21 protein-coding genes are annotated in these 24,369 nt (G+C 64.5%); 10 read left to right on the top strand and 11 right to left on the bottom strand.

Translation table 11 applies throughout. The features are described from left to right. Nucleotides 1-18: 18 nt before the first annotated feature. Together sulA and lexA are read right to left on the bottom strand one after the other, a co-directional pair. Complete coding sequence (sulA, locus tag ACVWZT_RS00490) at nucleotides 19-495, bottom strand: SOS-induced cell division inhibitor SulA (protein WP_457467650.1); 477 nt, start codon at nucleotides 493-495, stop codon at nucleotides 19-21. A 13-nt stretch (nucleotides 496-508) separates the two neighbouring features. Then, nucleotides 509-1,117, bottom strand: coding sequence for a transcriptional repressor LexA (lexA, locus tag ACVWZT_RS00485; RefSeq protein WP_114170995.1), 609 nt, complete (start codon nucleotides 1,115-1,117; stop codon nucleotides 509-511). Between the two features lie 249 nt (nucleotides 1,118-1,366). On the opposite strand from lexA, the gene ACVWZT_RS00480 reads away from it, so the two are divergent. The 3 genes from ACVWZT_RS00480 to nagZ are packed head-to-tail and all read left to right on the top strand — an operon-like array spanning nucleotide 1,367 to nucleotide 3,660. Next, a complete protein-coding gene (locus ACVWZT_RS00480; protein ID WP_296230074.1) occupies nucleotides 1,367-2,074 on the top strand; it encodes a TetR/AcrR family transcriptional regulator in 708 nt (235 codons plus the stop codon). Between the two features lie 40 nt (nucleotides 2,075-2,114). Then, nucleotides 2,115-2,639, top strand: coding sequence for a L,D-transpeptidase family protein (locus tag ACVWZT_RS00475; RefSeq protein WP_457467647.1), 525 nt, complete (start codon nucleotides 2,115-2,117; stop codon nucleotides 2,637-2,639). Nucleotides 2,640-2,661: 22 nt separating this feature from the next. Next, the gene (gene nagZ, locus ACVWZT_RS00470; protein ID WP_296230194.1) at nucleotides 2,662-3,660 is read left to right on the top strand and encodes a beta-N-acetylhexosaminidase; all 999 of its coding nucleotides are present in this window, start codon (nucleotides 2,662-2,664) and stop codon (nucleotides 3,658-3,660) included. A 122-nt stretch (nucleotides 3,661-3,782) separates the two neighbouring features. Here nagZ and ACVWZT_RS00465 read toward each other — a convergent pair whose 3' ends face one another. The 3 genes from ACVWZT_RS00465 to mfd are packed head-to-tail and all read right to left on the bottom strand — an operon-like array spanning nucleotide 3,783 to nucleotide 11,142. Next, complete coding sequence (locus tag ACVWZT_RS00465; protein WP_457467645.1) at nucleotides 3,783-7,109, bottom strand: DEAD/DEAH box helicase; 3,327 nt, start codon at nucleotides 7,107-7,109, stop codon at nucleotides 3,783-3,785. A gap of 1 nt (nucleotide 7,110) precedes the next feature. Beyond that, entirely contained in the window at nucleotides 7,111-7,683 is a 573-nt protein-coding gene (locus ACVWZT_RS00460) for a CsiV family protein (protein WP_296230078.1), read from the bottom strand. A 9-nt stretch (nucleotides 7,684-7,692) separates the two neighbouring features. Then, nucleotides 7,693-11,142: a transcription-repair coupling factor gene (gene mfd, locus ACVWZT_RS00455; RefSeq protein ID WP_457467643.1), complete on the bottom strand. Its 3,450-nt coding sequence runs from the start codon at nucleotides 11,140-11,142 to the stop codon at nucleotides 7,693-7,695. A 167-nt stretch (nucleotides 11,143-11,309) separates the two neighbouring features. Between mfd and ACVWZT_RS00450 the strand changes: the two genes are divergently transcribed. The 3 genes from ACVWZT_RS00450 (at nucleotide 11,310) to sthA (ending at nucleotide 15,467) form a co-directional block, all read left to right on the top strand. Next, entirely contained in the window at nucleotides 11,310-12,773 is a 1,464-nt protein-coding gene (locus ACVWZT_RS00450) for a glyceraldehyde-3-phosphate dehydrogenase (RefSeq protein ID WP_296230080.1), read from the top strand. A 96-nt stretch (nucleotides 12,774-12,869) separates the two neighbouring features. Then, complete coding sequence (locus ACVWZT_RS00445; protein ID WP_457467640.1) at nucleotides 12,870-13,868, top strand: FAD:protein FMN transferase; 999 nt, start codon at nucleotides 12,870-12,872, stop codon at nucleotides 13,866-13,868. Between the two features lie 204 nt (nucleotides 13,869-14,072). Continuing rightward, on the top strand, nucleotides 14,073-15,467 hold the full coding sequence (sthA, locus tag ACVWZT_RS00440) for a Si-specific NAD(P)(+) transhydrogenase (RefSeq protein ID WP_170029103.1): 1,395 nt from the start codon (nucleotides 14,073-14,075) through the stop codon (nucleotides 15,465-15,467). A gap of 42 nt (nucleotides 15,468-15,509) precedes the next feature. Here sthA and ACVWZT_RS00435 read toward each other — a convergent pair whose 3' ends face one another. After that, complete coding sequence (locus ACVWZT_RS00435; RefSeq protein WP_296230084.1) at nucleotides 15,510-16,232, bottom strand: glycerophosphodiester phosphodiesterase; 723 nt, start codon at nucleotides 16,230-16,232, stop codon at nucleotides 15,510-15,512. Nucleotides 16,233-16,264: 32 nt separating this feature from the next. Continuing rightward, nucleotides 16,265-16,849 carry a PilZ domain-containing protein gene (locus ACVWZT_RS00430; RefSeq protein ID WP_296230086.1) on the bottom strand — a complete coding sequence of 195 codons (585 nt, stop codon included), beginning with the start codon at nucleotides 16,847-16,849 and terminating at the stop codon, nucleotides 16,265-16,267. 93 nt (nucleotides 16,850-16,942) lie between these two features. Here ACVWZT_RS00430 and ACVWZT_RS00425 point away from each other — a divergent pair, with 93 nt between their 5' ends. Genes ACVWZT_RS00425 through ACVWZT_RS00415 form a run of 3 tightly spaced genes read left to right on the top strand, consistent with a single transcriptional unit; the run spans nucleotide 16,943 to nucleotide 20,186 of the window. Then, a complete protein-coding gene (locus ACVWZT_RS00425) occupies nucleotides 16,943-18,193 on the top strand; it encodes a lipoprotein-releasing ABC transporter permease subunit (RefSeq protein ID WP_296230087.1) in 1,251 nt (416 codons plus the stop codon). A gap of 7 nt (nucleotides 18,194-18,200) precedes the next feature. Continuing rightward, entirely contained in the window at nucleotides 18,201-18,884 is a 684-nt protein-coding gene (gene lolD, locus ACVWZT_RS00420) for a lipoprotein-releasing ABC transporter ATP-binding protein LolD (RefSeq protein ID WP_169774647.1), read from the top strand. Nucleotides 18,885-18,944: 60 nt separating this feature from the next. Next, entirely contained in the window at nucleotides 18,945-20,186 is a 1,242-nt protein-coding gene (locus ACVWZT_RS00415) for a lipoprotein-releasing ABC transporter permease subunit (protein ID WP_457467637.1), read from the top strand. 40 nt (nucleotides 20,187-20,226) lie between these two features. Here ACVWZT_RS00415 and ACVWZT_RS00410 read toward each other — a convergent pair whose 3' ends face one another. Next, nucleotides 20,227-21,579, bottom strand: coding sequence for a heavy metal sensor histidine kinase (locus tag ACVWZT_RS00410; protein WP_457467635.1), 1,353 nt, complete (start codon nucleotides 21,577-21,579; stop codon nucleotides 20,227-20,229). Next, a complete protein-coding gene (cinR, locus tag ACVWZT_RS00405) occupies nucleotides 21,576-22,256 on the bottom strand; it encodes a two-component system response regulator CinR (protein WP_296230095.1) in 681 nt (226 codons plus the stop codon). Before cinR ends, ACVWZT_RS00410 begins: the two co-directional genes overlap by 4 nt. Before the next feature lie 223 nt (nucleotides 22,257-22,479). Here cinR and queF point away from each other — a divergent pair, with 223 nt between their 5' ends. Continuing rightward, on the top strand, nucleotides 22,480-23,310 hold the full coding sequence (gene queF, locus ACVWZT_RS00400; protein WP_457467633.1) for an NADPH-dependent 7-cyano-7-deazaguanine reductase QueF: 831 nt from the start codon (nucleotides 22,480-22,482) through the stop codon (nucleotides 23,308-23,310). Nucleotides 23,311-23,341: 31 nt separating this feature from the next. On the opposite strand, the gene ACVWZT_RS00395 is transcribed toward queF, so the two are convergent. Together ACVWZT_RS00395 and ACVWZT_RS00390 are read right to left on the bottom strand one after the other, a co-directional pair. Next, nucleotides 23,342-23,605 carry a DUF4404 family protein gene (locus ACVWZT_RS00395; RefSeq protein WP_296230098.1) on the bottom strand — a complete coding sequence of 88 codons (264 nt, stop codon included), beginning with the start codon at nucleotides 23,603-23,605 and terminating at the stop codon, nucleotides 23,342-23,344. A gap of 122 nt (nucleotides 23,606-23,727) precedes the next feature. Further along, the gene (locus ACVWZT_RS00390) at nucleotides 23,728-24,291 is read right to left on the bottom strand and encodes a phosphonoacetaldehyde phosphonohydrolase-related protein (protein WP_296230100.1); all 564 of its coding nucleotides are present in this window, start codon (nucleotides 24,289-24,291) and stop codon (nucleotides 23,728-23,730) included. Between the last annotated feature and the right edge of the window lie 78 nt (nucleotides 24,292-24,369).

The raw sequence follows: 24,369 nt of genomic DNA, 5'->3' as shown, positions 1-24,369 counted from the left end.
GCAGGCAAAGCCTGAGCATCAGCCGAGGCGGATGTTCAGGCTTTGTGCGTTTCCGGTGCTGGCGGCACGCAGCAATTGCTGGCGTGCAGTGGCGTTGATATTGCCCAGCCAGCTGACCACGGTGTGGCTACGGCCCAGGCGCAGCGCTTCGCATGCCAATTGCAGCGGGCTTTGATTGCCGCGAGGGTGCAGCAGCAGGATGCGTTCACGGTTGAGCCCGGCGTCGCGCAGCCAGGCCTGGGTCAGGCTTGGCGGCGGGGCGATCAGGGTCAGCCAGCGGCTCTCGTCCTCTTCGCTCAACTCGCGCAGAACCGGCGCCAGCAGGCTGTGACAATGCCCGGGGGCGCCGCGCAACGACAGTTCGCTGAACAGCTCGGGCTGGGTGTTCTTGCGCGCCACTTCGCTGGCTTTCAGGCCTGGCAGTACGGGCTGGGCGAGGAATGCTTCGAACAATGGCAACTGGGCTTGCTCGGGTGCGTGAATGAACTGCTGCATGACGCCTCCTGGATCAGCGGCGAATGACGCCGACGCTCAAACCCTCGATCACCAGTTCCTGTTCTTTCAGGTCGACTTCGATAGGGGCGAATTCGGGATTTTCGGCAAGCAGCCAGACCTTGCTGCCTTCACGCTTGAAGCGCTTGACGGTGACTTCATCGCCGATCCGGGCCACGACGATCTGGCCGTTGCGCGCTTCACGGCAGGTATGTACCGCCAGCAGGTCGCCGTCGAAGATGCCGACATCCTTCATGCTCATGCCGTGCACGCGCAGCAGGTAGTCGGCCTGGGGATGGAAAAAGTCGGGGCTGATGTTGCAGGATTGCTCGATGTGCTGTTCGGCGAGGATCGGTGCACCGGCAGCAACCCGGCCGATGATCGGCAGGCCGCTTTCCTCGGCCTTGGCTTCCAGGCCGGGGATGCGGATGCCACGGGAGGCGCCCGGGGTCATCTCGATCGCACCTTTGCGAGCGAGGGCCTTGAGGTGCTCCTCGGCGGCGTTGGGCGACTTGAAGCCCAGCTCCTGAGCGATCTCGGCGCGCGTGGGCGGGAAGCCGTTGTCTTCCAGGCAACGCTTGATGAACGCGAGAATTTCGGCTTGGCGTGGCGTCAGTTTCAACATGGTGAGCGCTCTGTCTTTTTGTACAGTGACTGGAATTATATACAGTACTGGATGCGCTGCAACCTGTAACCCGCAATAAAAATGCCGGACGACGCAGCAACCCCCGCCTGCGCTATACCTGGCTGGGGCTTGCAGCTTGAGGCGCGGCGCTTTTAAATGGCGACCGGCCAGTCACCGAGCCTTGACAGAAGCAGGGCTGAAACGTATGTTTCAAACACCTGTTTGTCTGGCGGAGTAGTCGGAGTAGTCATGGCCCAATCGGAAACCGTTGAACGCATTCTCGATGCTGCCGAGCAGCTGTTCGCGGAAAGGGGGTTCGCCGAAACCTCGTTGCGTCTGATTACCAGCAAGGCCGGCGTCAACCTGGCGGCGGTCAACTATCACTTCGGCTCCAAGAAGGCCTTGATCCAGGCAGTGTTCTCGCGCTTCCTCGGGCCGTTCTGTGCCAGCCTCGAGCGTGAACTGGAGCGGCGCCAGGCCAAGCCGGAGCACAAGCCCAGCCTCGAGGAGCTGCTGGAAATGCTGGTGGAGCAGGCCTTGGCCGTGCAGCCACGCAGCAACAACGACCTGTCGATCTTCATGCGCCTGCTGGGCCTGGCCTTCAGCCAGAGCCAAGGCCACCTGCGGCGGTACCTGGAAGACATGTACGGCAAGGTGTTCCGCCGCTACATGCTGCTGGTCAACGAAGCCGCGCCGCGCATCCCGCCGCTCGAGCTGTTCTGGCGCGTGCACTTCATGCTCGGTGCCGCAGCCTTCAGCATGTCCGGTATCAAGGCCCTGCGGGCGATCGCCGAGACCGACTTCGGTATCAACACCTCGATCGAACAGGTGATGCGCCTGATGGTGCCATTCCTCGCTGCGGGCATGCGTGCCGATAGTGGCGTCACCGACGCGGCCATGGCCGCTGCCCAGTTGCGCCCACGCAGCAAGGCCGGTACCGCCACTGCCAAAGCCTGAAGGCTGGGCGGGGCAGGGCGCTTCGGCTAAGCTAGCGCCCATGTCCGATCTTGATCTGTTGCACATTTCCCTTGCCGACCAGCGTCTGTATGGCTTCGCCCGTGGTCAGCTGTGCCTGCGCCTGCCGGTTTCCACGGCGCGCAACGGTGCTGGTGAGCACAATGGTTCGGGTTGCACGCCGTGTGGCTTGCACCAGGTGCGGGCGAAGATCGGTGCAGGCCTGCCGCTGAATGCGGTGCTGGCCGGGCGGCGCTGGACCGGCGAGGTGTGGTCGCCGGCCTTGCACGCGCAGTATCCCGGCCGGGACTGGATCCTCACCCGCATCCTCTGGCTCAGCGGTTGCGAACCGGGGGTCAACCGCCTGGGTGCGGTCGATACCTTCCGCCGCTATATCTACCTGCACGGGACCCCGGATACGGAACCCATGGGCGTAGCGCTGTCCCATGGCTGCATACGCCTGCGCAACACCGATTTGCTCAACCTGTTCGAGCGGGTGCCGGCGCATTGCCTGGTGCGCATCGAGCAGGCCGCTTGCCCCCAGTGGGCTTCTCTCAGTCTTCAATGAAGGATTACCCATGACTGTCAGCCTGCAAGGCTCCTTGATGGTGGATATCGCCGGTAAATGGCTGACCGCCGAAGACCGTCACCTGTTGCGCCAGCCTGAGGTGGCCGGCCTGATCATCTTTGCCCGTAACATCGACAGCCCGCGCCAGGTGCGTGAGCTATGCGCCTCGATTCGTGCCATTCGCCCCGACCTGATCCTGGCGGTGGACCAGGAAGGCGGGCGCGTGCAGCGCCTGCGCCAGGGTTTTGTGCGCCTGCCAGCCATGCGTGCGCTGGCCGACAACGACAACGCCGAGTACCTGGCCGAGCAATGCGGCTGGTTGATGGCGACCGAGGTGCTGGCGGTTGGCCTGGACCTCAGCTTTGCCCCGGTGCTCGACCTGGATCACCAGCGCAGTGCGGTGGTCGGCAGTCGCGCCTTCGAGGGTGACCCACTGCGTGCCACGCAACTGGCCGGGGCGTTCATCCGCGGCATGAACGCGGCGGGCATGGCGGCGTGTGGCAAACATTTCCCGGGCCATGGCTGGGCCGAGGCGGACTCGCATGTGGCGATCCCCACGGATGAGCGCAGCCTCGCGCAATTGCGCCAGGCCGACCTGGTGCCGTTTGCCCGCTTGAGCGGGCAACTGGCGGCAGTGATGCCGGCGCATGTCATTTATCCGCAGGTCGACAGCCAGCCGGCCGGCTTCTCGCGGCGTTGGCTGCAAGACATTCTGCGGGGGGAGTTGGGCTTTGACGGGGTGATCTTCAGTGACGACCTGTCGATGGCCGGTGCACATGTGGTTGGCGATGCGGCCAGCCGGATCGAGGCGGCCTTGACTGCGGGCTGCGACATGGGTCTGGTGTGCAACGACCGGGCTGCAGCCGAGCTGGCGCTGACTGCGGCGCAGCGGATGAAGGTCAGGCCCTCGCCGCGGATTGCACGGATGCGCGGGCAGGGGTTCGCACGCACCGATTACCGCCAGCAGCCGCGGTGGCTGGAGGCGCTGGGGGCATTGAAAGAGGCGCAGCTGGTCGATTGACCGCGGCGGCCGGTTCGCCGGTCGGCCCACTGTCGCAGGAACAGCCTGTTGCTGGCGGTGCGATACCTGTAGCGGCAGGTTTACCTGCGAAGTGGCCGCAATGGCAACTCATGACGCGGGCTCTATCGCCCGCGCTTGCCCGGCAATGGCGCGAACAGCGCCTCGATCTCTTCATCCCCCAGCCGCCACTGCCCGGCTTGCCCACCATCCAGCAGGCCCGCTGCCAGCGCCGCTTTCTCCTGCTGCAACAGCTGGATCTTCTCTTCCACCGTGCCTCGTGTGATCAGTTTGTACACGAACACCGGCTTGTCCTGGCCAATGCGGTAGGCGCGGTCGGTGGCCTGGTTCTCGCTGGCCGGGTTCCACCAAGGGTCGAAGTGGATCACCGTGTCTGCAGCCGTCAGGTTCAGGCCCACACCACCGGCCTTGAGGCTGATCAGGAAAACTTCGCTGTCACCCTGCTGGAATTGCTGCACCGGCGTGCGCCGGTCACGGGTATCGCCAGTCAGCAGGCTGTAGCGGATCTTGCGTTTGTTCAGCTCTTCCTCGATCAACGCCAGCATCGAGGTGAATTGCGAAAACAGCAGCACCCGGCGCCCTTCGCTGAGCAGCTCTTCGAGCATTTCCAGCAGCGCGCCCAGTTTGCCTTTGTCGGCTTGGTTGCCTTTGCTTTCCACCCCTTTGACCAGACGCAGGTCGCAACATACCTGGCGTAGCTTGAGCAAGGCGTCGAGGATGACGATCTGGCTGCGGGCGGCCCCATTACGGGCGATTTCGTCGCGGACCTTCTTGTCCATGGCCACTCGCACGGCCTCGTAGGTGTCACGCTGGGCATCGCTGAGCTCGACCCAGTGCACCATCTCGGTCTTGGCTGGCAGTTCGGTGGCCACCTGCTCCTTGGTGCGGCGCAGCAGGAACGGGCGGATGCGGTTGGCCAGGTGGGCCATGCGCTCGCTGTCGCCGTGGCGCTCGATCGGGGTGCGGTAGTCCTGGTTGAAGCGCTTCAGGTCGCCCAGCCACCCGGGCATGAGGAAGTGGAAGAGCGACCACAGCTCGCCGAGGTTGTTCTCCATCGGCGTGCCGGTCAGGCACAGGCGCTGCCCGGCCTGCAGTTCGCAGACGGCAAGGGCGGCCTTGCTGGTGCTGCTCTTGATGTTCTGCGCCTCGTCCAGCACCAGCACGTGCCAGGTCCGGAGGCGCAGCTGTTCGAGGTCGCGAGGTACCAGGGCATAGGTAGTCAGCACCAGGTCATAATCGTGCAGGTTGGCGAAATGCTTGCTGCGCCCGGGCCCGTGCAAGGCCAGAACCCGCAGGCCGGGGGCGAAGCGTTGAGCTTCGTCGAGCCAGTTCGGGATCAGGCTGGTGGGCATGACTGCCAGCGCCGGTGTGTTCATGCGCCCGGACTGTTTTTCCAGCAGCAGGTGTGCCAGGGTCTGCAAGGTCTTGCCCAGGCCCATGTCGTCGCCAAGGATGCCGCCGGTGCCCATTTCCCGCAGCGCCTGCAGCCAGTTCAGGCCCTGCTGCTGGTAGGGACGCAGGCTGGCTTGCAGGCCGGCCGGCGGTGGCGCCTGCAGGTCGCGGGCATCGCGCAGGCGGCGACCGAGATCGCGCACACGCTCGCCGCCTTCCCAGTGCAGTGGCAGGCCTTCGATTTCGTTCAGGCGCGCGGCGTCGGCGCGGTCCAGGCGCAGCGATGGGCCCGCGGCATGGTCGTGCAGGTAGAGTTCGCCGAGGGTGCCCATGACCGCCTTGATCCGGCCGTACGGCAGGGCGACGCGCAAGGCCGGCGCGTCGAGGCGCCCGCGGTTGAGGTCGAGCAGCAGGTGCTCGTCGTCGCTGCGCCGGGCCAGTTCGCTGGGGCGCAGCAGTTCCGGGTTGCTGCGCAGCAGTTGCAGTACGATCGGCAACAGGCTGTGGCGCTGGCCATCGACCACGATGCCAAGCTCCAGGTCGAACCATTCATGGCCAGGTGCTTCGTCAACGCTGGCGTACCAGTCGTCCACTTCCTGCAGGTTGAAGGCAAAGTCGCGTTGGATGTCGATGTCCCAACCGGCCTCGCGCAAGCGTGGCAGGCCTGCGCGGGCAAAACGTAGCCAGGCTTCGTCGTCGGGAAGCTGGAGCATCTCGCCAGCGCTGTCGGGCAACGCCTTGCTCTGCCGGGTGGCGGGCGTGAAACCGAGGTCGCGCAGCACCTTGCGCAGCGCCTGCTCGGCCTGCGGTTGGCGACGGATGCGCTGGCTGGTGTCGCCGACCAGGCGGGTCAGCGGTTTGTCGTCGCTGCCGCTGGCGCGCAGGCCGTCGTAGTCGAATGCCAGCGCGGCACGGTGCTGCATCTGCCGTTGCATACGGCCGGTCTTGGGCATGTAGGCACTGAATTCCAGGCTGCCGAGGGTCAGCCTCCCTCTTGGCGTGAGGTCTTCGATTTGCCTGGTGCTCACGGCTGTGGGGGTGGGCACGTGGCGGTTCAGGGCGTTCAAGCGATGGCTCAAGGGAACGACCAAATGCTCGGGAACAACAGGCGCACGCGCGAGCTGGCTGGCAATGAAGGGGTCGAGGTCATGGCGCAGCTTGCCGGTCTGGTGCGAATGCCTGTCGACATAGTACATGGGTTCGATAGGCAGTACCTGCAGCTGCCGGTGGCCATCGTGATACCAGGCGCCGCGGTAGCTGCCATTGTCAAGCCTGACCCAGCGGAACTCGGCATGCAGCTCCGGCCCGGGAGACAATGGCGCAGCGTCGTCTTCGAACAGTAGGCGATCAGTGGCCAGGGCGTAGCTGTAGAGTTCCGCACCCTGCTTGCCTTCCAGTTGCACCACGGGCGTAATCGTCTTGCTGCGGGCATCGATCAGGCGCAACAGCCGGGCGTCGTCCTCGGTGACATAGCGAGGGGTGTAGTAGATCATCTCGGGCATCGACGTGATGCGGCCGATCTTCAGTGTGCCGTCTGTCTGCCGCGTTCCCTTGATCGGTTCGAGCCGCCAGTGCTCATGATCCAGTTGAATACGGTAATAGATTGCCGGGCCTTTGCGTGCGGGTTCGCGTGAGGCAGCGGGTTGGGACGGTGACTCGAGTGCCTGCACCCACAGGTTGAGGTCCGGTGGCAGCGAAAGCGCGGCCTGCTCCGATGGCGCTGCGGCCTCAAGGCGGTCGCTACCATCCTGCAACTGCAGTAATGCAGCAACGCAGTGCTTGCAGTTGAGGGCGACGGGACAGGAGCAGCGCCCGAACATGCGCAGGTCGCCGTGGTTGAGGACCAGCTGGATGGTCTGCTGGTAGGTCTGGCCGGCCGAGCCCTTGCAGCTTGCCTCGACCGTTGCGCCATGCTGCGACAGGATGCGCGTCCGCTCTTGCGCCGCATAATCGCGGCCTCGTGCCAGTACGCCGGCCTCGATGAACCTCACCCAGCCCGGGTGGGCCCTCAGCAGTTGCTGCGCATCGCCGCTGCTCACATCACTGCTCCATCATCTCCGGGTCCATTACCGGCATCTTCGGCGTGCCCGGTGGTGTCACCTTCAGCAGCAGCGCCAGGTGCCCGCCGTCAAGGAAGGTCAGTTGCCCACCCTTGACGTTGCTGTTGCTCTGCTTGAACTGCTCGCTTTGCAGCACGCTGCCGTTGCCGTCCAGCTGGTTGACCCAGAAATTGGCCTCGACCGCGATGAAGCGGCCCTCGGCAATGCTCAGGTTGCCTTCGATGGGGTAATGGCCGAACTGCTCGGCGCCTTCGCCCAGGGCGATACGGCTGGGTTCGCTGCCGACCCGCTGCTGCCAGGCCTTGTGCATCAGGACGGTGTAGTCGGCGGTGGCTTCCAGGCGGGTGGCTTCGTCTTCCAGCGCCAGGCGGCGCTCGGCGTCCTTTTCCAGGCGCGGGGCGCCGGCGCTCCAGTTTTCCGGGGCAAACGGGCTGGTGAAGGCGGGCACGCTGTTCTGCCGCACCAGGATCATTTCTACCTGATAAAGGCCTTCGGCGAAGGCAGCCGGGGCGAACAGCGCCAGCAGCAGGGTCAGGCAACGGATGGCACGCATGGGTCTTCCTTAAGCAGGCTGTGGAGTCAGGCGCTCGAACAGCGCCTCCAGGGTATTGAAGCGTTCGTCGGGGCGTTCCATCGGTACCAGGAAGCGGAACTGGGTGGCGCCTTCGAACTTGTAGCGTTTGGGCTGGCCCTGGATCAGCTTGATCAGGGTCAGCGGGTCGACCGGCGTCTCGGCCTCGAACTCGATCTTGCCGCCATTGGGGCCGGCATCGACTTTCTTGATGCCAAGCTTTTCCGCCTGCAGCTTGAGCGAGGTCAGGCGCATGAGGTTCTTGGTCGGCTCGGGCAGCAGGCCGAAGCGGTCGATCATCTCCACCTGCAGGTCCTTGAGGCCTTCTTCGTCGGCGGCCGAGGCGATGCGCTTGTACAGGATCAGCCGTGCATGCACGTCGGGCAGGTAGTCCTCGGGGATCAGGGCCGGCAGGCGCAGGTTGATTTCCGGGCCACCGCCCAGCGGCTGCTCCAGGTTGGGCTGGGTACCCTTGCGGATCGCCTTGACCGCGCGCTCGAGCATTTCCATGTACAGGGTGAAGCCCACCGCCTGGATCTGCCCGCTCTGGCCTTCGCCCAGCAGCTCGCCGGCGCCGCGGATCTCCAGGTCGTTGGTGGCCAGGACGAAGCCGGCACCGAGGTCCTGGGTGTTGGCGATCGCCTCCAGGCGTTTCTCGGCATCGGCGCTGACCTTTTGCCGGGTGGGTGTCAGCAGGTAGGCGTAGGCCTGGTGGTGGCTACGGCCAACCCGGCCGCGCAGCTGGTGCAGCTGGGCCAGGCCGAACTTGTCGGCACGCTCGATGACGATGGTGTTGGCGCTGGGCACGTCGATGCCGGTTTCGATGATGGTCGAGGCCACCAGCACGTTGAAGCGCTTGTGGTAGAAGTCGCTCATCACCTGTTCCAGCTCGCGCTCGCGCATCTGCCCATGGCCGATGCCGATGCGCGCCTCGGGGACCAGCTCGGCAAGATCGGCGGCGCATTTCTCGATGGTCTTCACATCGTTGTGCAGGTAGTACACCTGGCCGCCGCGCAACAGTTCACGCAGCAGCGCCTCCTTCACCGTGCTCTTGTTCTGCTCCATGACGAAGGTGCGAACCGACAGGCGCCGCGCCGGTGGCGTGGCAATGATCGACAGGTCGCGCATGCCCGCCACGGCCATGTTCAGCGTACGCGGAATCGGCGTGGCGGTGAGGGTGAGGATGTCCACCTCGCTGCGCAGGGCCTTGAGCTGTTCTTTCTGGCGCACGCCGAAGCGGTGCTCTTCGTCGATGATGGCCAGGCCCAGGTCCTTGAAGCGCACGTCGTCCTGCAGCAGCTTGTGGGTACCGATGAGGATGTCGATCTTGCCTTCGGCGAGGTCTGCGGCGGCGGCGGCCACCTCTTTGGCCGACTTGAAGCGGCTCATCACCTCCACGGTCACCGGCCAGTCGGCAAAGCGGTCACGGAAGCTGTTGTAGTGCTGCTGGGCGAGCAGGGTGGTGGGCACCAGCACGGCCACCTGGCGGCCACTGTGTACGGCAATGAATGCCGCGCGCATGGCCACTTCGGTCTTGCCGAAGCCGACGTCGCCGCACACCAGCCGGTCCATCGGCTTGGGCGCCAGCATGTCGGCGCGCACGGCTTCGATGGCGGCCTGCTGGTCCGGGGTTTCCTCGAACGGGAAGCCGGCGCTGAAGGTGGCGTAATCGGCGGCTGGGTCGGCGAACGCATAACCTTTGCGTGCGGCGCGGCGGGCATAGATGTCGAGCAGCTCGGCGGCGACATCGCGTACCTGTTCGGCAGCCTTGCGCTTGGCCTTCTGCCAGGCCTCCGAACCCAGCCGGTGCAACGGCGCCAGGGCATCGTCGCTGCCGGTGTAGCGGGCGATCAGGTGCAGGTTGGCCACGGGCACGTACAGCTTGGCGCCTTCGGCGTATTCCAGGGTGAGGAATTCGGCGGCCTGGCCTTCGATTTCCAGCGTGGCCAGGCCCAGGTAGCGGCCGACGCCATGGTCGATGTGCACCACCGGTGCGCCTTCACGCAGCTCGGTGAGGTTCTTGATCACCGCGTCGTTGGCGGTTTCGCCACGCTTGTCGCGGCGCCTGCGCTGCATGACGCGCTGGCCGAACAGCGGGCTTTCGGCGATGAGGGCGACGGCCGGGTCGTCCAGCAGCAGGCCATCGTCCAGCGGGGCGATGGTGATCGCCAGGCGCTCGGCGCCAGTGATGAAGTCGGCCCAGCCATCGACGCCCTGTGGGCGCAATTTCAGCCGCTCGAGCAGCTCCAGCAGTACTTCGCGGCGCCCCGCCGATTCTGCGGTGAACAGCACGCGGCCAGGGAACTGGTCGAGGAAGTTGGCCAGTTCGGCCAGCGGCTGGTTGGCCTTGGCCTCGATCGCCAGGTTGGGCAGCGCGCGCGCCGGGAAGCGTTCGCGGCCGACCCCGGGCTGGAGGTCCTCGCTGCTGACCACCACCCGTGGCCATTGCTTGAGCCGGGCAAAGCAGTCTTCCACCGGCAGGAACAGCTCGGCGGGCGGCAGCAAGGGCCGGCTCAGGTCGCCACGGCGGTCTTCATAACGCCCGCGCACGTCGTTCCAGAAATGCTCGGCAGCCTGTTCCACGCCGGGCAGCGAGAACACCTGGGTGTCGGCTGGCAGGTAGTCGAACAAGGTCGAGGTTTCTTCGAAGAACAGCGGCAGGTAGTACTCGATACCGGCGGGGATGATACCGCTGGCCAGGTCCTGGAAGATCGCGCTGCGGCGGAAGTCGACATCGAAGCGTTCACGGAAGCGCGCCTTGAAGCGGGTCACTTCCTCTTTCTGCATCGGGAATTCGCGCGCCGGCAGCAGGCGTACCGAATCGACCTTGTCGATCGAGCGCTGGGTCTCGGGGTCGAAGGTGCGCAGGGTTTCGATCTCGTCATCGAACAGGTCGATGCGGTAGGGCAGCTTGCTGCCCATCGGGAACAGGTCGATCAGCGCACCGCGCACGGCGAACTCGCCATGCTCGTAGACGGTATCGACACAGCGATAGCCGCTGGCTTCCAGGCGCGTGCGCATCTGTTCGACATCGATGGTCTGGCCGACGTCCAGCACCAGGCTGCTGCCCAGCAGGAAGCGGGTCGGCGCCAGGCGGTGCAGGGCGGTGGTGACCGGTACCACGAGGATGCCATGGCTCAGCTCCGGCAGGCGGTACAGGCTGGCGATGCGCTGGGAGATGATGTCCTGGTGCGGCGAGAACAGGTCGTAGGGCAGGGTTTCCCAATCGGGGAACGGCAGCACCGGCAGGTCCGGCGCAAAGAAGCGAAGTTCCTGTTCCAGACGATCGGCCGCCTGGCTGTCGGCAGTCAGCAGCAAAGTGAAGCGGCCCGCGCTGCTGGCGGCCTCGGCGATGGCCAGGCTGAGGGCGGCTCCGGGGAGATTACCCCAGGTTTGTTTGCCGGCCGTGGCCGACATTTGCGGTAGGCGCAGAACTGACACGGGAGATTGCACTCCAAGCGTTGCGGCAAAGAGATCGATTGTACCGGTGACGGTGCCGGCTGTCAGGCTCGAAAGGGCATGAACGCTGGCTTGCGTGACCGCGACAGGCGCTCATTGCCGGTTACGCGTTGGGGCGTCATAATGTAGCCCCTTTTTTCTGTCCCTACATGTGGAAGGTTCCCGTGACTCAGAAGCCCGACCAGTGTCTTGGTGAGTGGATCGATCGTGAAGCCCTGGCTGAAGCGATGATCCCGCTTATCGGTCAGCTCTACCGCAACAACAATGTGGTGAGCTCGATTTATGGCCGTAGCCTGATCAACCGTTCGGTTATCTCGATCCTCAAGGCGCACCGCTTTGCGCGTCATCGTCAAGCCGACGAGACCGAACTGTCCGTACACGAGACATTCCCCCTGCTGAAGGCCATGAGCGAGCTGAAGCTGGGCGCCGCCTCGGTCGACCTGGGCAAGCTGGCCAACAAGTTCAAGCAGGAAGGCAATGGCCGTACTGCCGAGCAGTTCGTCCGTGAAGAACTGGCCGAAGTGGTAGGTCAGCAGAACGCTTCGTCGCGCAAGGGCACCGACGTCGTGCTGTACGGCTTCGGCCGCATCGGCCGCCTGCTGGCGCGCATCCTGATCGAGAAGACCGGTGGCGGCGACGGCCTGCGCCTGCGTGCCATCGTCGTGCGCAAGGGCGCCGAGAACGACCTGGTCAAGCGTGCCAGCCTGCTGCGCCGTGACTCGGTGCACGGCCCGTTCGATGGCACCATCACCATCGACGAAGCCAACAACACCATCACCGCCAACGGCAACCTGATCCAGGTTATCTACGCCAAGAGCCCAAGCGAAGTCGACTACACCCAGTACGGTATCGAGAACGCGCTGATCGTCGACAACACCGGCGTATGGCGTGATGCCGACGGCCTGGGCCAGCACCTGGCCTGCCCGGGCGCTGCCCGCGTGATCCTCACCGCACCTGGCAAGGGCGCGCTGAAGAACATCGTGCACGGCATCAACCACGGTGACATCGCTGCCGATGACAAGATCATCTCGGCCGCTTCCTGCACCACCAACGCCATCGTGCCGGTGCTCAAGGCCATCAACGACCAGTACGGCATCGTCAACGGCCACGTCGAAACCGTTCACTCGTTCACCAACGACCAGAACCTGATCGACAACTTCCACAAGGGCAGCCGCCGTGGCCGTGCCGCGCCGCTGAACATGGTCATCACCGAAACCGGCGCCGCCACTGCTGCTGCCAAGGCGCTGCCAGTGCTCAAGGGCAAGCTGACCGGCAACGCCATTCGCGTACCGACGCCGAACGTTTCGATGGCCATCCTGAACCTGAACCTGGAAAAGCCTACCTCGCGCGACGAGATCAACGAGTACCTGCGCCAGACCGCCATGCACTCGGAACTGCACAAGCAGATCGACTACGTCAGCTCGCAGGAAGTGGTTTCGACCGACTTCGTCGGCTCGCGCCACGCCGGTGTGGTTGATGCTGAAGCGACCATCGCCAACGATAACCGCGTTGTGCTGTACGTCTGGTACGACAACGAATTCGGTTACAGCTGCCAGGTGGTTCGCGTGATGGAAGAGATGGCCGGTGTGAACCCGCCAGCGTTTCCGCGCTGATTCGCTTGTAAGGCAATGAAAAAACGGGAACCTTCGGGTTCCCGTTTTTTTATCCAGAATTTGTGTTGCCAGTACTGGTAATCGAGAGGCCGAAGCTTGCGCACAGCCTTGCTGTTCATTCTCATGCTCCTGACCGCTTGCAACCAGGGCCCCGCCCTGGAGCGCCTGGGCGGCCCGACCATGGGCAGCAGCTATAGCATCCAGTATGTGCGTGAGCCCGGCGGCCCTGCCCCGGCCCAGGTGCAAGCCGCAGTCGAAACCATTCTGCAGGGTATCGACCAGCACTACTCCACCTACCGCAGCGATTCCACCGTCAGCCAGTTCAACCAGTTGCCCGCCAATCAGTGCCAGACCCTACCGGCCGACATGCTCGAACTGGTCAGCCTGGGCCAGCAACTGGCCGAGCAGAGCGACGGCGCCTTCGACCTCACCGTCGAGCCGTTGCTCGACCTGTGGGGCTTCGGCCCACAGGCGCGCCACATGCAAGTGCCCGCCCCCCGGGCGCTGGCCCGGGCGCGCCAACGGGTAGGCTACCAGCACCTGCATATCCAGGGCCAGGCCCTGTGCAAGGACGCTCCGGTGCAGCTCGACTTCAACAGCATTGCCGCTGGCCATGCCGTCGACCTGATCGCTACACGCCTGCAGGCCATGGGCGTAGCCAGCTTTGTCGCCGAAGTGACCGGCGAGCTCAAGGCCGTCGGCCGCAAGCCTGACGGCAGCCCCTGGCGCATCGCCCTGGAGCTGCCCCGCGAAGACCGCCAGATCGCCCGCCAGGTCATTCCGCTCGATGGCCTTTCGGTATCAACCTCGGGTGACTATCGGCATTATTTCGAGGACAATGGCCGGCGCTATTCGCACACCTTCGATGCCCGTCTCGGGCGCCCGGTGCAGCATGACCTGGCCGCGGTCACCGTGCTCGATGCCTCGGCCCTGCGGGCAGACGGCTATTCGACGCTGCTGTTGATCCTCGGCCCGCAGCGCGGCTGGGATTTTGCCATTACGCATGGCCTGCCGGCTGTTCTGGTGACTCGGGCCGAGGGTGGCTTCGTCTCCCAAGCTACGCCCGCGTTCGAACGGGCAGTGAAAGGCGAGTGAAAGCACAAGCAGGGATGATCGCCGCCAGGGAGTGGGTGAACCACATGTAGTGCGGGCGAAACTGGCCTACGACGCGACCAAGGGTTAATGTGCGCGGCGTTCACGCTTGATTAGACTGCACCCGAATTTTCTCATGGCGCCCCGGCGGCATGATCGCGCCCCGCGAGCGACCGTGGCTTGCGGGCCAGTTCTGAAGGAGTACGCATGGCTGTCTACAACTACGACGTAGTGGTGCTGGGTTCCGGCCCGGCCGGGGAAGGCGCGGCAATGAACGCCGCCAAAGCAGGGCGCAAGGTGGCGATGGTCGACAGCCGTCGCCAGGTGGGGGGCAACTGCACCCACCTCGGCACCATCCCGTCCAAGGCACTGCGTCACTCGGTGCGGCAGATCATGCAGTTCAACACCAACCCGATGTTCCGTGCCATCGGCGAGCCGCGCTGGTTCTCGTTCCCCGACGTGCTGAAGAGCGCCGAGAAGGTCATCGCCAAGCAGGTGGCCTCGCGCACCGGCTATTACGCCCGTAACCGCGTTGATGTGTTCGTCGGCACCGGCAGCTTCGCCGACGAGCAGACCATCGAAGTGGTCTGCCCGAACGGTGTGGTGGAAAAGCTCAACGCCAAGCACATCATCATTGCCACCGGCTCGCGCCCCTATCGCCCGGCCGACATCGACTTCAACCACCCGCGCGTGTACGACAGCGACACCATCCTCAGCCTCAGCCACACCCCGCGCAAGCTGATCGTGTACGGCGCCGGTGTGATCGGTTGCGAGTACGCCTCGATCTTCAGCGGCCTCGGCGTGCTGGTGGAACTGGTGGACAACCGTGGTCAGCTGCTGAGCTTCCTCGATTCGGAAATTTCCCAGGCGCTGAGCTACCACTTCAGCAACAACAACATCACCGTACGCCACAACGAAGACTACGAGCGTGTCGAAGGCCTGGACAACGGTGTGATCCTGCACCTGAAATCGGGCAAGAAGATCAAGGCCGACGCCTTGCTGTGGTGCAACGGCCGTACTGGCAACACCGACAAGCTGGGCCTGGAAAATATCGGCATCAAGGTCAACAGCCGCGGCCAGATCGAGGTCGACGAGAGCTACCGCACCAGCGTGCCGAACATCTACGGCGCCGGTGACGTGATCGGCTGGCCAAGCCTGGCCAGTGCTGCACACGACCAGGGCCGCTCGGCCGCGGGCAGCATCGTCGACAATGGCAGCTGGCGTTTCGTCAACGACGTGCCGACCGGCATCTACACCATTCCCGAGATCAGCTCGATCGGCAAGAACGAGCAGGAGCTGACCCAGGCCAAGGTGCCATACGAGGTGGGCAAGGCCTTCTTCAAGAGCATGGCCCGTGCGCAGATTGCCGGCGAGCCGCAAGGCATGCTGAAGATCCTGTTCCATCGCGAAACGCTGGAAGTGCTGGGTGTGCACTGCTTCGGCTACCAGGCTTCGGAAATCGTCCACATCGGCCAGGCAGTGATGAACCAGCCGGGCGAGCTGAACAACCTGAAGTACTTCGTCAACACCACGTTCAACTACCCGACCATGGCCGAAGCCTATCGGGTAGCTGCCTACGACGGCCTGAACCGGCTTTTTTGAGCGGCTCCGACCGGTGGCCTGAGCCGGTCGGAGAGACCGATTTCAACCCTGCCCGAGGGTGGTCTTGGCCAAACCGGGAAAGTCTGTAATCAGGCTGTCCACGCCAAAGTCAGCGAGCCGGCGCATCAGTGCCGGTTCGTTGACCGTCCATACCGACACGTGCAGCCCCTGGCCCTGCGCTTTCAACAGGCGCTCCGGCGTGCACAGTGTCCAGTTCAATGCCAGCAGGTCGCAGCCGTAGTTCTGTGCCACCTTCAGCGGGTCGAGCCAGGCGTATTCGGCCACCAGCCCGCGTTGCACATCCGGCACCAGTTCCTGTGCGGCGCCCAGCACTTCGCGCGAGCTCGAGGTGATGGTCACCTTGTCCAGCAGGCCGTACTGCTGGGCCAGTTCACGGATCGCCAGCACGGTGGTGGCGGCGCGGGTGCGTGAGGCGCTTTTCACTTCCAGCTGCCAGTGCTCGAACGGGCATTTCTGGAACAGCTCTTCCAGCCGCGGGATCGGGCAGGGCTGGACGTGGCCAGGGCCGCCTTTGCGCGCGTCGATCCTGACCAGGTCGGCGGCCGCGTGTTCGACTACCTTGCCGCGCTTGCCGGTGGTGCGCTTGAGGGTGGGGTCGTGGATCACCATCAGCTCGTTGTCGGCCGACAGGTGCAGGTCCAGCTCGCAGCGGGTCACGCCGTGAGCCAGGCACTGCTGGAAGCTCTTCAGGGTATTCTCGGGCGCTTCGCCCTTGGCGCCGCGATGGCCGTAGATCAGTGTCACGTTCGTTCCTTCAAATCAGGGAAAAGTTGGGCTCAGGAGGCGGGGTCGTTCTGTTCCAGCTGCTGGCGCCGTTGTTGCTGCTGGCGCTGCAGGATGTAGCGGGCCAGTAATTGACGCTGGGCGTCGGTCATGTCGGTGAATTCGCTGCCGACCTCGAAGCCGCCCTGCGGGCGCGGGTCGCAATGGGTAATCTTGCCGCGCAGCAGCAAACCATGGGCGCGTGGCATCAGCACCATCTTCACTTTTACCCGGGTACCGGGGGCCAGCCGCGTGGCTTGCGTGAATTCGATGCCGCCCTCGGAAATGACCACCGGCTGGAGTTGGCCCACTTCGCCGATCAGGGTCTGGGCGACCACCGCGCTGAGCAGGTCGAGGCGTTTGTTCTGCGCACGCAGGAATGCGGCGAGGGTGCGGTCCTTTTCGCTCAACTGGCGTAGCAGGTGCTGCGACTCGAAGTCGGACAGGTGCAGCTCGCTGAGCAGGTTGAACAGCGGCGAATCATCTTGCAACACATCTGGGTCAAGGGCTTCGGCCGCGCTGAGGGGGCTGATTTGAAGTGCGATCTGATCTTCGATGCGGTAGTATTCGCGGCGATCTTCTTCGTCTAATGTCGTCATGGCGAACCCAAGGTAGCGGCGGTGGTCCGAGTGTAAAGCCGCCGTAGGCGCCTCGCCACAAGGACGTTCCCTTTCATCCGAACAAGCCCCGACATGTTCAGACCTCTTTTCGCATTCATCGGCACGCGTTATACCCGTGCCAAACGTCGCAATCACTTCGTCTCGTTCATTTCCCTGACCTCGATGATCGGCCTCGCCCTGGGCGTGGTGGTGATGATCGTGGTGCTCTCGGTGATGAACGGTTTCGACCACGAGATGCGCACCCGCGTGCTGGGCATGATCCCGCATGCCACGCTGGAGAGCGGCCAGCCCATAGCCGACTGGCCGGCCCTTGCCCAACAAGTAAAGCAGAATCCGCAGGTACTGGCGGTTGCGCCGTTCACCCAGATGCAGGGCCTGCTGACCCATGACGGCAAGGTGCAGAAGGTGCTGCTCAACGGCATCGACCCGGCTCGCGAGCGCGAGGTGTCGATCATCGACAAGTTCGTCCTGCAGGGCCGCCTCGACCAGCTGGCGCCGGGCGAGTGGGGCATCATGATCGGCGACAAGGCCGCGACCAAGCTGGGGGTTTCGATCGGCGACAAGCTCACCTTTGTCGCCCCCGAGGTCAGCGTGACCCCGGCCGGCATGTTCCCGCGCATGAAGCGCTTCACCGTGGTCGGTACCTTCCACGTCGGGGCGGGCGAGATCGACGGCTACCTGGGCCTGACCAACATCAGTGACCTGTCCCGCCTGCACCGCTGGAAACCCGACCAGGTGCAGGGCCTGCGTCTGAAGTTCGACGACCTGTTCCAGGCGCCGCGCGTGGCCTGGGACATCGCCCAGCGCCTGGGCGAGCAGGAGTTCTACAGCCGTGACTGGACCCGCACCCATGGCAACCTGTACCAGGCGATCCGCATGGAAAAGGCCATGATCGGCCTGCTGTTGCTGCTGATCGTCGCGGTGGCGGCATTCAACATCATTTCCACCCTGGTGATGGTGGTCAACGACAAGCGCGGCGACATTGCCATCCTGCGCACCCTGGGCGCCACGCCCGGGCAGATCATGCTCATCTTCATGGTCCAGGGCACGGTGATCGGGGTGATCGGTACCCTGATCGGCGCCGTGGTCGGGATCGTCGCCGCGCTGAATGTCAGTGCGGTGATCGCCGGCATCGAGAAACTGATCGGGCACAAGTTCCTCAATGCCGACGTGTACTTCATCGATTACCTGCCGTCGCAGATCCAGGCCCAGGACGTGTACATGGTCTGTGCCGCGGCGCTGGTCCTGAGTTTCTTCGCCACCCTGTACCCGGCCTGGCGTGCGGCGCGCACCCAGCCTGCAGAGGCGCTACGTTATGAGTGAGTCGCGCATGAGTGATAAAGCCGTTCTGAGTTGCCGCAACCTGGGCAAGTCCTACGACGAGGGCCCGGAGTCGGTGCAGGTACTGTCCGGTCTCAACCTCGAGCTGCACGCCGGTGAGCGCGTGGCTATCGTCGGCAGCTCAGGCTCCGGCAAGAGTACCTTGCTCAACCTGCTGGGCGGCCTCGACCGGCCGACCCAGGGCAGCGTCTGGCTGGCTGGCGAGGAGCTGTCGGCGCTGGGCGAGCGGGCGCGTGGCCTGCTGCGCAACCGGGAACTGGGCTTTGTCTACCAGTTCCACCACCTGCTGCCGGAATTCACCGCCATCGAGAACGTGTGCATGCCGTTGCTGATCGGCCGTACCCCGATTCCCGAGGCCCGCGAGCGTGCCGAGGCGCTGCTCAAGCGTGTCGGCCTGGCCCACCGTTTCAACCACAAACCGGCCGAGCTGTCCGGCGGCGAGCGCCAGCGGGTGGCGATTGCCCGGGCGCTGGTCAACCGCCCGGGTCTGGTGATGCTCGACGAGCCGACCGGCAACCTCGATCACCACACCGCGCAAGGCATCCAGGAATTGATGCAGGAACTTTCCAGTGCTTCGCGCACCGCGTTCCTGGTGGTGACCCACGACCTTAACCTGGCACGCCAGATGGATCGCGTGCTGAAGCTCGACGACGGTCACCTGGTGGCGATCTGATCGACTGCACGGGGTGGCGGCGCCGCCCCGTTTTCCTGTTTTCATTGGGTGTTTCCGTACATGTTCAGACCCTTGCCCATCTTCATCGGCGCGCGCTATACCCGAGCCAAGCGCCGCAACCACTTCATCTCGTTCATCTCGATGACCTCGATGATCGGCCTGTCGCTGGGTGTGCTGGCGATGATCGTGGTGCTGTCGGTGATGAACGGTTTCCAGCGTGAAATGAGCTCGCGCATTCTCGGCCTGGTGCCACATGCCGCCGTGCTTGGCGTGCAGCCGCTGGACGACTGGCACAAGGTGGCCGATGCTGCCCTGCAGGACCCGGCGGTGATGGCGGCAGCGCCAATTACCGAAATGGAAGGCATGCTCTCGTACAAAGGGGCGATGCAGCCGATCCAGGTCGGTGGTATCGACCCGGCCGAGGAGGGCAAAGTCTCGATCGTGGGCCAGCACATCGTCCAGGGCCGCCTGCAGGACCTGCAGCCGGGTGAGTTCGGTGTGGTCATCGGCGAGCTGACCGCGCGCCGCTTTCGCCTCAACACCGGTGACAAGCTGACCCTGATCGTGCCGGAAATCAGCAAGGAGCCCGGCGGCATCACCCCGCGCATGCAGCGCCTGACCGTGGTCGGCATCTTCAAGGTGGGGGCCGAGCTGGACGGCTCGCAGGCCTACATCCATGTGGCCGATGCTGGCGCCATGCAGCGCTGGGCGCCGGGCCAGGTGCAGGGCGTGCGCCTGAAGCTGCACGACCTGTATGCCGCGCCGCAGGTGTCCAAGGCCATCGCTGCCAGGCTGGGCGATGCCTACCGTGCCGATGACTGGTCCCATACCCAGGGCAGCCTGTTCAGCGCCATGAAGATGGAAAAGACCATGATCGGCCTGCTGTTGATGATGATCATCGCGGTTGCCGCGTTCAACATCATCGCCACCCTGGTGATGGTGGTGAACGACAAGGGCCCGGACATCGCCATCCTGCGCACCCTGGGCGCCACACCGGCGCAGATCATGGGTACGTTCATGGTCCAGGGCAGCCTGATCGGCATAGTCGGCACGCTGATTGGCGGCGTGCTGGGGGTAATTGCGGCGTTCAATGTCAGCCAGATCGTCGGCTGGCTGGAGCGGGTGAGCGGGCAGCACATCTTTACTTCGGATGTGTACTTCATCAGCAGCCTGCCATCGCAGTTGCAGTGGGGGGATGTGGCGATCATCTGTACGGCCGGGTTGGTGATGAGCTTCCTCGCGACCATCTATCCGGCTTATCGCGCGTCTCAGGTGCAGCCGGCGATTGGCCTGGCGGTCTGATGTCTGCTTGAGATACTGGGGGCGCAGAGCCGCCCCCGGTTTACCGCTTTTCAGTGAACACGATGACGAACCGTGTCCAGCCATCCTCGCACTCAGCTCGAATGCTTCCACCATGGGCCTGCACGATCGACCGCGTAATCGCCAGCCCCAACCCTGCATGTTCGCTGCTGCCCTCCCGCCGTGCGGGGTCCACCCGGTAGAAGCGGTCGAACAACCGCGGCAACGTTGACGGGTCGATGGCCGTCCCGGTATTGGCCACGCAAAGCGTCGGCCCCGGCGCCAGCGTCACCCGTATCTGCCCACCCGCCGGGGTAAAGCGCAAGGCATTGTCGAGCAAGTTGGACAACGCCCGGCGCAGCATGTGCCGGTCGCCCTGCAGCCAGGCCTCACCCTCGCGCGACAGCTGCACGTTGCTGTCCTCGGCCAGCGGGGCGTAGTACTCCAGCAGCGCATCCACTTCCTCATGCAGCACCAGCGGCGTGTGCCCCGGCATCAGCAGGCCATGATCGGCCTTGGCCAGGAACAGCATGTCGTTGACCATCTGCGCCATCCGCTGCAATTCCTCCAGGTTGCCATGCAGGGCCTCACGATATTCCTCGAGGCTGCGTGGGCGGGTGAGGGTGACCTGGGTATGGGTCAGCAGGTTGGACAGCGGCGTGCGCAGCTCGTGGGCAATATCGGCAGAGAATGCTGACAGGCGCTGGAAGGCATTGTCCAGGCGCTGCAACATGGCGTTCATGGCAGTGGCCAGCTCGGCCAGTTCTTCGGGCATCTGCGCCACCGGCAGGCGGGTGGTCAGCGACCGCGCCGACACGCTGGCGGCGACCTGGCCCATCTGCCGCAACGGGCGTAGCCCACGGCGTGCGGCCCAGGCACCGAGCAGCGCGGTGGCCAGCGCCGACAGGCCGACCGTCAACCAGATCAGGCGCTGCATGCCCTGCAGGAAGTGCTGGTGGTGGGTGATATCCAGGTACAGGGTCAGTTGCGGCGACTGCGCGGCGTCTTGTACCAGGTACCCGGCCAGGCTGCGGTAGTCCGTGCCTTGCTCATGCAAGGTCGCCAGCCCGTCGGGCAGCGGAGCCCGGGGCAGGCCCGTGCGGCTTTCGAACCAGGTAGCACCGTCGCGGCCACTGATGCGCAGGGCCAGGTCAGCCTGATGGCCCAGTTCATCGCGCAGGGCGGGCAGGCGCGCCTGCAGCTCGGCCGGGGTGGTGATGCCGGCCAGCTGGGTGCGGAACAGCGACAGGCGCGAGTCCAGCAGTTGCTGGTCCAGTTCAACGAAGTGCCGTGCGCTGGCCTGGCTGAAGACCAAGCCTGCGCCGAGCGAGACGGCGGCAGTACAGGCGGCGAACAGCAGGGCCAGGCGGCTGCCGAGGGACACCTGGCGGATCATGCCTCGCGCTCTTCGAGGACGTAGCCCATGCCGCGTACGGTGTGAATCAGCTTGTTCGGGTGCGGGTCGTCGATCTTCAGGCGCAGGCGGCGGATTGCAACCTCGATCACATTGGTGTCGCTGTCGAAATTCATGTCCCACACCTGAGAGGCGATCAGCGATTTGGGCAACACCTCGCCCTGGCGGCGCAGCAGCAGTTCGAGCAGGGCGAACTCCTTGGCGGTCAGGTCGATGCGCTGGCCGGCGCGCTCGGCGCGGCGACGGATCAGGTCCAGGCGCAGGTCGGCCAGGCTCAGGGTGGTGTCCTGGCAGGGGCTGCTGCCCCGGCGCAACAGGCTGCGCACCCGTGCCAGCAGTTCGGAGAAGGCGAACGGCTTGACCAGGTAATCATCGGCGCCCAGCTCCAGTCCGTGTACCCGGTCTTCGATGGCGTCGCGGGCGGTGAGGAACAGCACCGGTGTATCCATGCCGGCCTGGCGTACGGCCTGGAGAATCTGCCAGCCGTCCCGCCCGGGCAGCATCACGTCGAGAATCAGCAGGTCGTGGTCGCCGGTCAGGGCCAGGAATTGGCCGGTCTCGCCATCGGTGGCCAGCTCGGTGGCGAAGCCGGCTTCGTTCAGGCCCTGGCTCAGGTATTGGCCGGTGCGGGCCTGGTCTTCGACGATCAGCAGTTTCATTGGGTTGCATTAGCTCCAGGTAGCGGCGCTGTCACGGTGGGAGCCGCAAGCCCGCTCCCACAGTGACAGTACAGGGCTTTGGCCAAGATGATACGTGACCAGGCAGCCGCCCGCGCAAACTGACAAAGTTGTAATTCCCGCTAACCACCCGCTGACTTGCGCTGCAAGGCAGGGCGCAAAACCGGTAGACTAGGCGCAATTTCGAACTTTCAGGTCAGTTTCCATGCATCCTGCTGCCGAACATTCCCCGCTGGGCAAGTCCAGCGAATACATTGCCACCTATTCCCCGCAGTTGCTGTTCCCGATCCCGCGTACCGCGAAGTGGGCCGAACTGGGGGTCACTGCCGAGACCTTGCCCTGGCAGGGCGTGGATTACTGGAACTGCTTCGAGCTGGGCTGGCTGCTGCCCTCTGGCAAGCCGGTAGTGGCGATCGGCGAGTTCGCCATCCCGGCCGATTCGCCGAACATCATCGAGTCCAAGTCGTTCAAGCTGTACCTGAATTCCCTGAACCAGACTGTGTTCGCTTCGTCTGGCGAGCTTCAGGCCTGCCTGGAGAAAGACCTGTCCGCCGCTGCCGGCAAGCCGGTTGGCGTGAAGGTGCGCAGCCTGGCCGAAGTCGAGGCGCAGGGTGTGGTGCCCCTGCCGGGGCAGTGCATCGATACACTGGACGTTGCCATCAGCAACTACCAGCAGCCGCAGCCCGAACTGCTGCGTTGCAGCGCTGACCAGGTGGTCGAGGAAACCCTGCACAGCCACCTGTTGAAATCCAACTGCCCGGTCACCGGCCAGCCGGACTGGGGCAGCGTGGTGGTCGAGTACAAGGGCAGGGCGCTGGACCCAGCCAGCCTGCTGACCTACCTGATCAGCTTCCGCCAGCATGCCGACTTCCATGAGCAGTGCGTGGAGCGGATCTACCTGGATCTGAAGAACCTGCTGCAGCCGGAGTACTTGACGGTGTATGCGCGCTATGTGCGCCGCGGTGGGCTGGATATCAACCCATACCGCAGCACCCGCGCGATCAGCCCGCAGAACCAGCGTCTGGTTCGCCAGTAAGGTATCGGGGCCGCTTTGCGGCCCCGTTTTTTCAGATGCCCATGCTGTGCAGCGAGTTGGCAATGCTGCGCAGGGTGGCGGTGAGGTCGGGGTGGTCGGCCTCGAAGCGCTCGATCGCCAGGTTCACCCCGTCCACCAGGTTGTTGTCTGGCGTGGCTTCTTCAAGTTTCAGTTGCGCCTCGATCTGGCGTGCTTCTTCATGCAGCGCGGCCAGCTCTTCGTCCGAAAGCGGCAGGTTGCGGTCCAGTTGCTCGCGCAAGCTGTTCAGGCGCTCTTGCAATTCGCGGGCAGGCATTGGCAGTTCTCCATCAATGGCTTGGCAAGCCATGGACCTCAGCGAAGCGGCAAAGGTTCTGGCTTGTGTTCAGCGTAATCCACCTGTCGCAGCTTTGCATGATCCGTATCAACGGTGCTGTATCAGGGTTTTTCGCCCTTGTGCCGACGCTGGGCGATATCCTGCAGGCAGGTGTCCAGCGCTTCGAGATGGTCGATCACCGAATGCACGCCCAGGCTGAACAGTTCCAGCGTCGCCTTGCCACGGACCAGGTCCCGTTGCTGCGCGGTCATGGCCTGCCATTGCCGTGAATTGTGGTCGCAGAACGGGCTGCAGGCGGCCAACCCCACCGTCCACAGCCCCGCATTGAGGCCAGACTGCAGCAGGCGCGGCTCGCCGCTGACCAGCACGCAGCCATCCAGGCGCTCGCTCTGCAGCGTCATCAGTGCCTGCCAGCAGGCGTTCGGTGCCGGCCAGCGCGCGTCATTCACCGTATGCCCCGGCAACCAGTCGGGCAGTACATGGGCCAGGCGCTGGCTGTGGCTGGGATCGTGCTCATCCAGCCAGATGCACGGCACTTGGCGTTGGCGCAGGCTGGCGAGGGTGGCGAGTGCGCCTGGGGCGGGGGACGGCGCGCCATTGGCGGTTTGCACCAGGCAGCCGCGCAAGCCGAACAGCACAGCGGTGAAGGCGGGTGCAGCATCCATGGCAACGTCCCTCAAATACTCCGCAGGCTATTGGGCGATTGTTACCGCCCTGTGACAGCGTGCACGGCGCAACCGTTG

Source organism: Pseudomonas sp. TE21394, assembly GCF_054057835.1.
This window is presented reverse-complemented; position numbering and strand designations above follow the sequence as displayed.

Bases quoted from the DNA above. Each gene is read 5' to 3' on its own strand.
- sulA (WP_457467650.1), bottom strand. From the start codon at position 495: ATGCAGCAGTTCATTCACGCACCCGAGCAAGCCCAGTTGCCATTGTTC.
- lexA (WP_114170995.1), bottom strand. From the start codon at position 1,117: ATGTTGAAACTGACGCCACGCCAAGCCGAAATTCTCGCGTTCATCAAG.
- ACVWZT_RS00480 (WP_296230074.1), top strand. From the start codon at position 1,367: ATGGCCCAATCGGAAACCGTTGAACGCATTCTCGATGCTGCCGAGCAG.
- ACVWZT_RS00475 (WP_457467647.1), top strand. From the start codon at position 2,115: ATGTCCGATCTTGATCTGTTGCACATTTCCCTTGCCGACCAGCGTCTG.
- ACVWZT_RS00460 (WP_296230078.1), bottom strand. From the start codon at position 7,683: ATGCGTGCCATCCGTTGCCTGACCCTGCTGCTGGCGCTGTTCGCCCCG.
- ACVWZT_RS00450 (WP_296230080.1), top strand. From the start codon at position 11,310: ATGTGGAAGGTTCCCGTGACTCAGAAGCCCGACCAGTGTCTTGGTGAG.
- sthA (WP_170029103.1), top strand. From the start codon at position 14,073: ATGGCTGTCTACAACTACGACGTAGTGGTGCTGGGTTCCGGCCCGGCC.
- ACVWZT_RS00430 (WP_296230086.1), bottom strand. From the start codon at position 16,849: ATGACGACATTAGACGAAGAAGATCGCCGCGAATACTACCGCATCGAA.
- ACVWZT_RS00425 (WP_296230087.1), top strand. From the start codon at position 16,943: ATGTTCAGACCTCTTTTCGCATTCATCGGCACGCGTTATACCCGTGCC.
- lolD (WP_169774647.1), top strand. From the start codon at position 18,201: ATGAGTGATAAAGCCGTTCTGAGTTGCCGCAACCTGGGCAAGTCCTAC.
- ACVWZT_RS00415 (WP_457467637.1), top strand. From the start codon at position 18,945: ATGTTCAGACCCTTGCCCATCTTCATCGGCGCGCGCTATACCCGAGCC.
- ACVWZT_RS00410 (WP_457467635.1), bottom strand. From the start codon at position 21,579: ATGATCCGCCAGGTGTCCCTCGGCAGCCGCCTGGCCCTGCTGTTCGCC.
- cinR (WP_296230095.1), bottom strand. From the start codon at position 22,256: ATGAAACTGCTGATCGTCGAAGACCAGGCCCGCACCGGCCAATACCTG.
- queF (WP_457467633.1), top strand. From the start codon at position 22,480: ATGCATCCTGCTGCCGAACATTCCCCGCTGGGCAAGTCCAGCGAATAC.
- ACVWZT_RS00395 (WP_296230098.1), bottom strand. From the start codon at position 23,605: ATGCCTGCCCGCGAATTGCAAGAGCGCCTGAACAGCTTGCGCGAGCAA.
- ACVWZT_RS00390 (WP_296230100.1), bottom strand. From the start codon at position 24,291: ATGGATGCTGCACCCGCCTTCACCGCTGTGCTGTTCGGCTTGCGCGGC.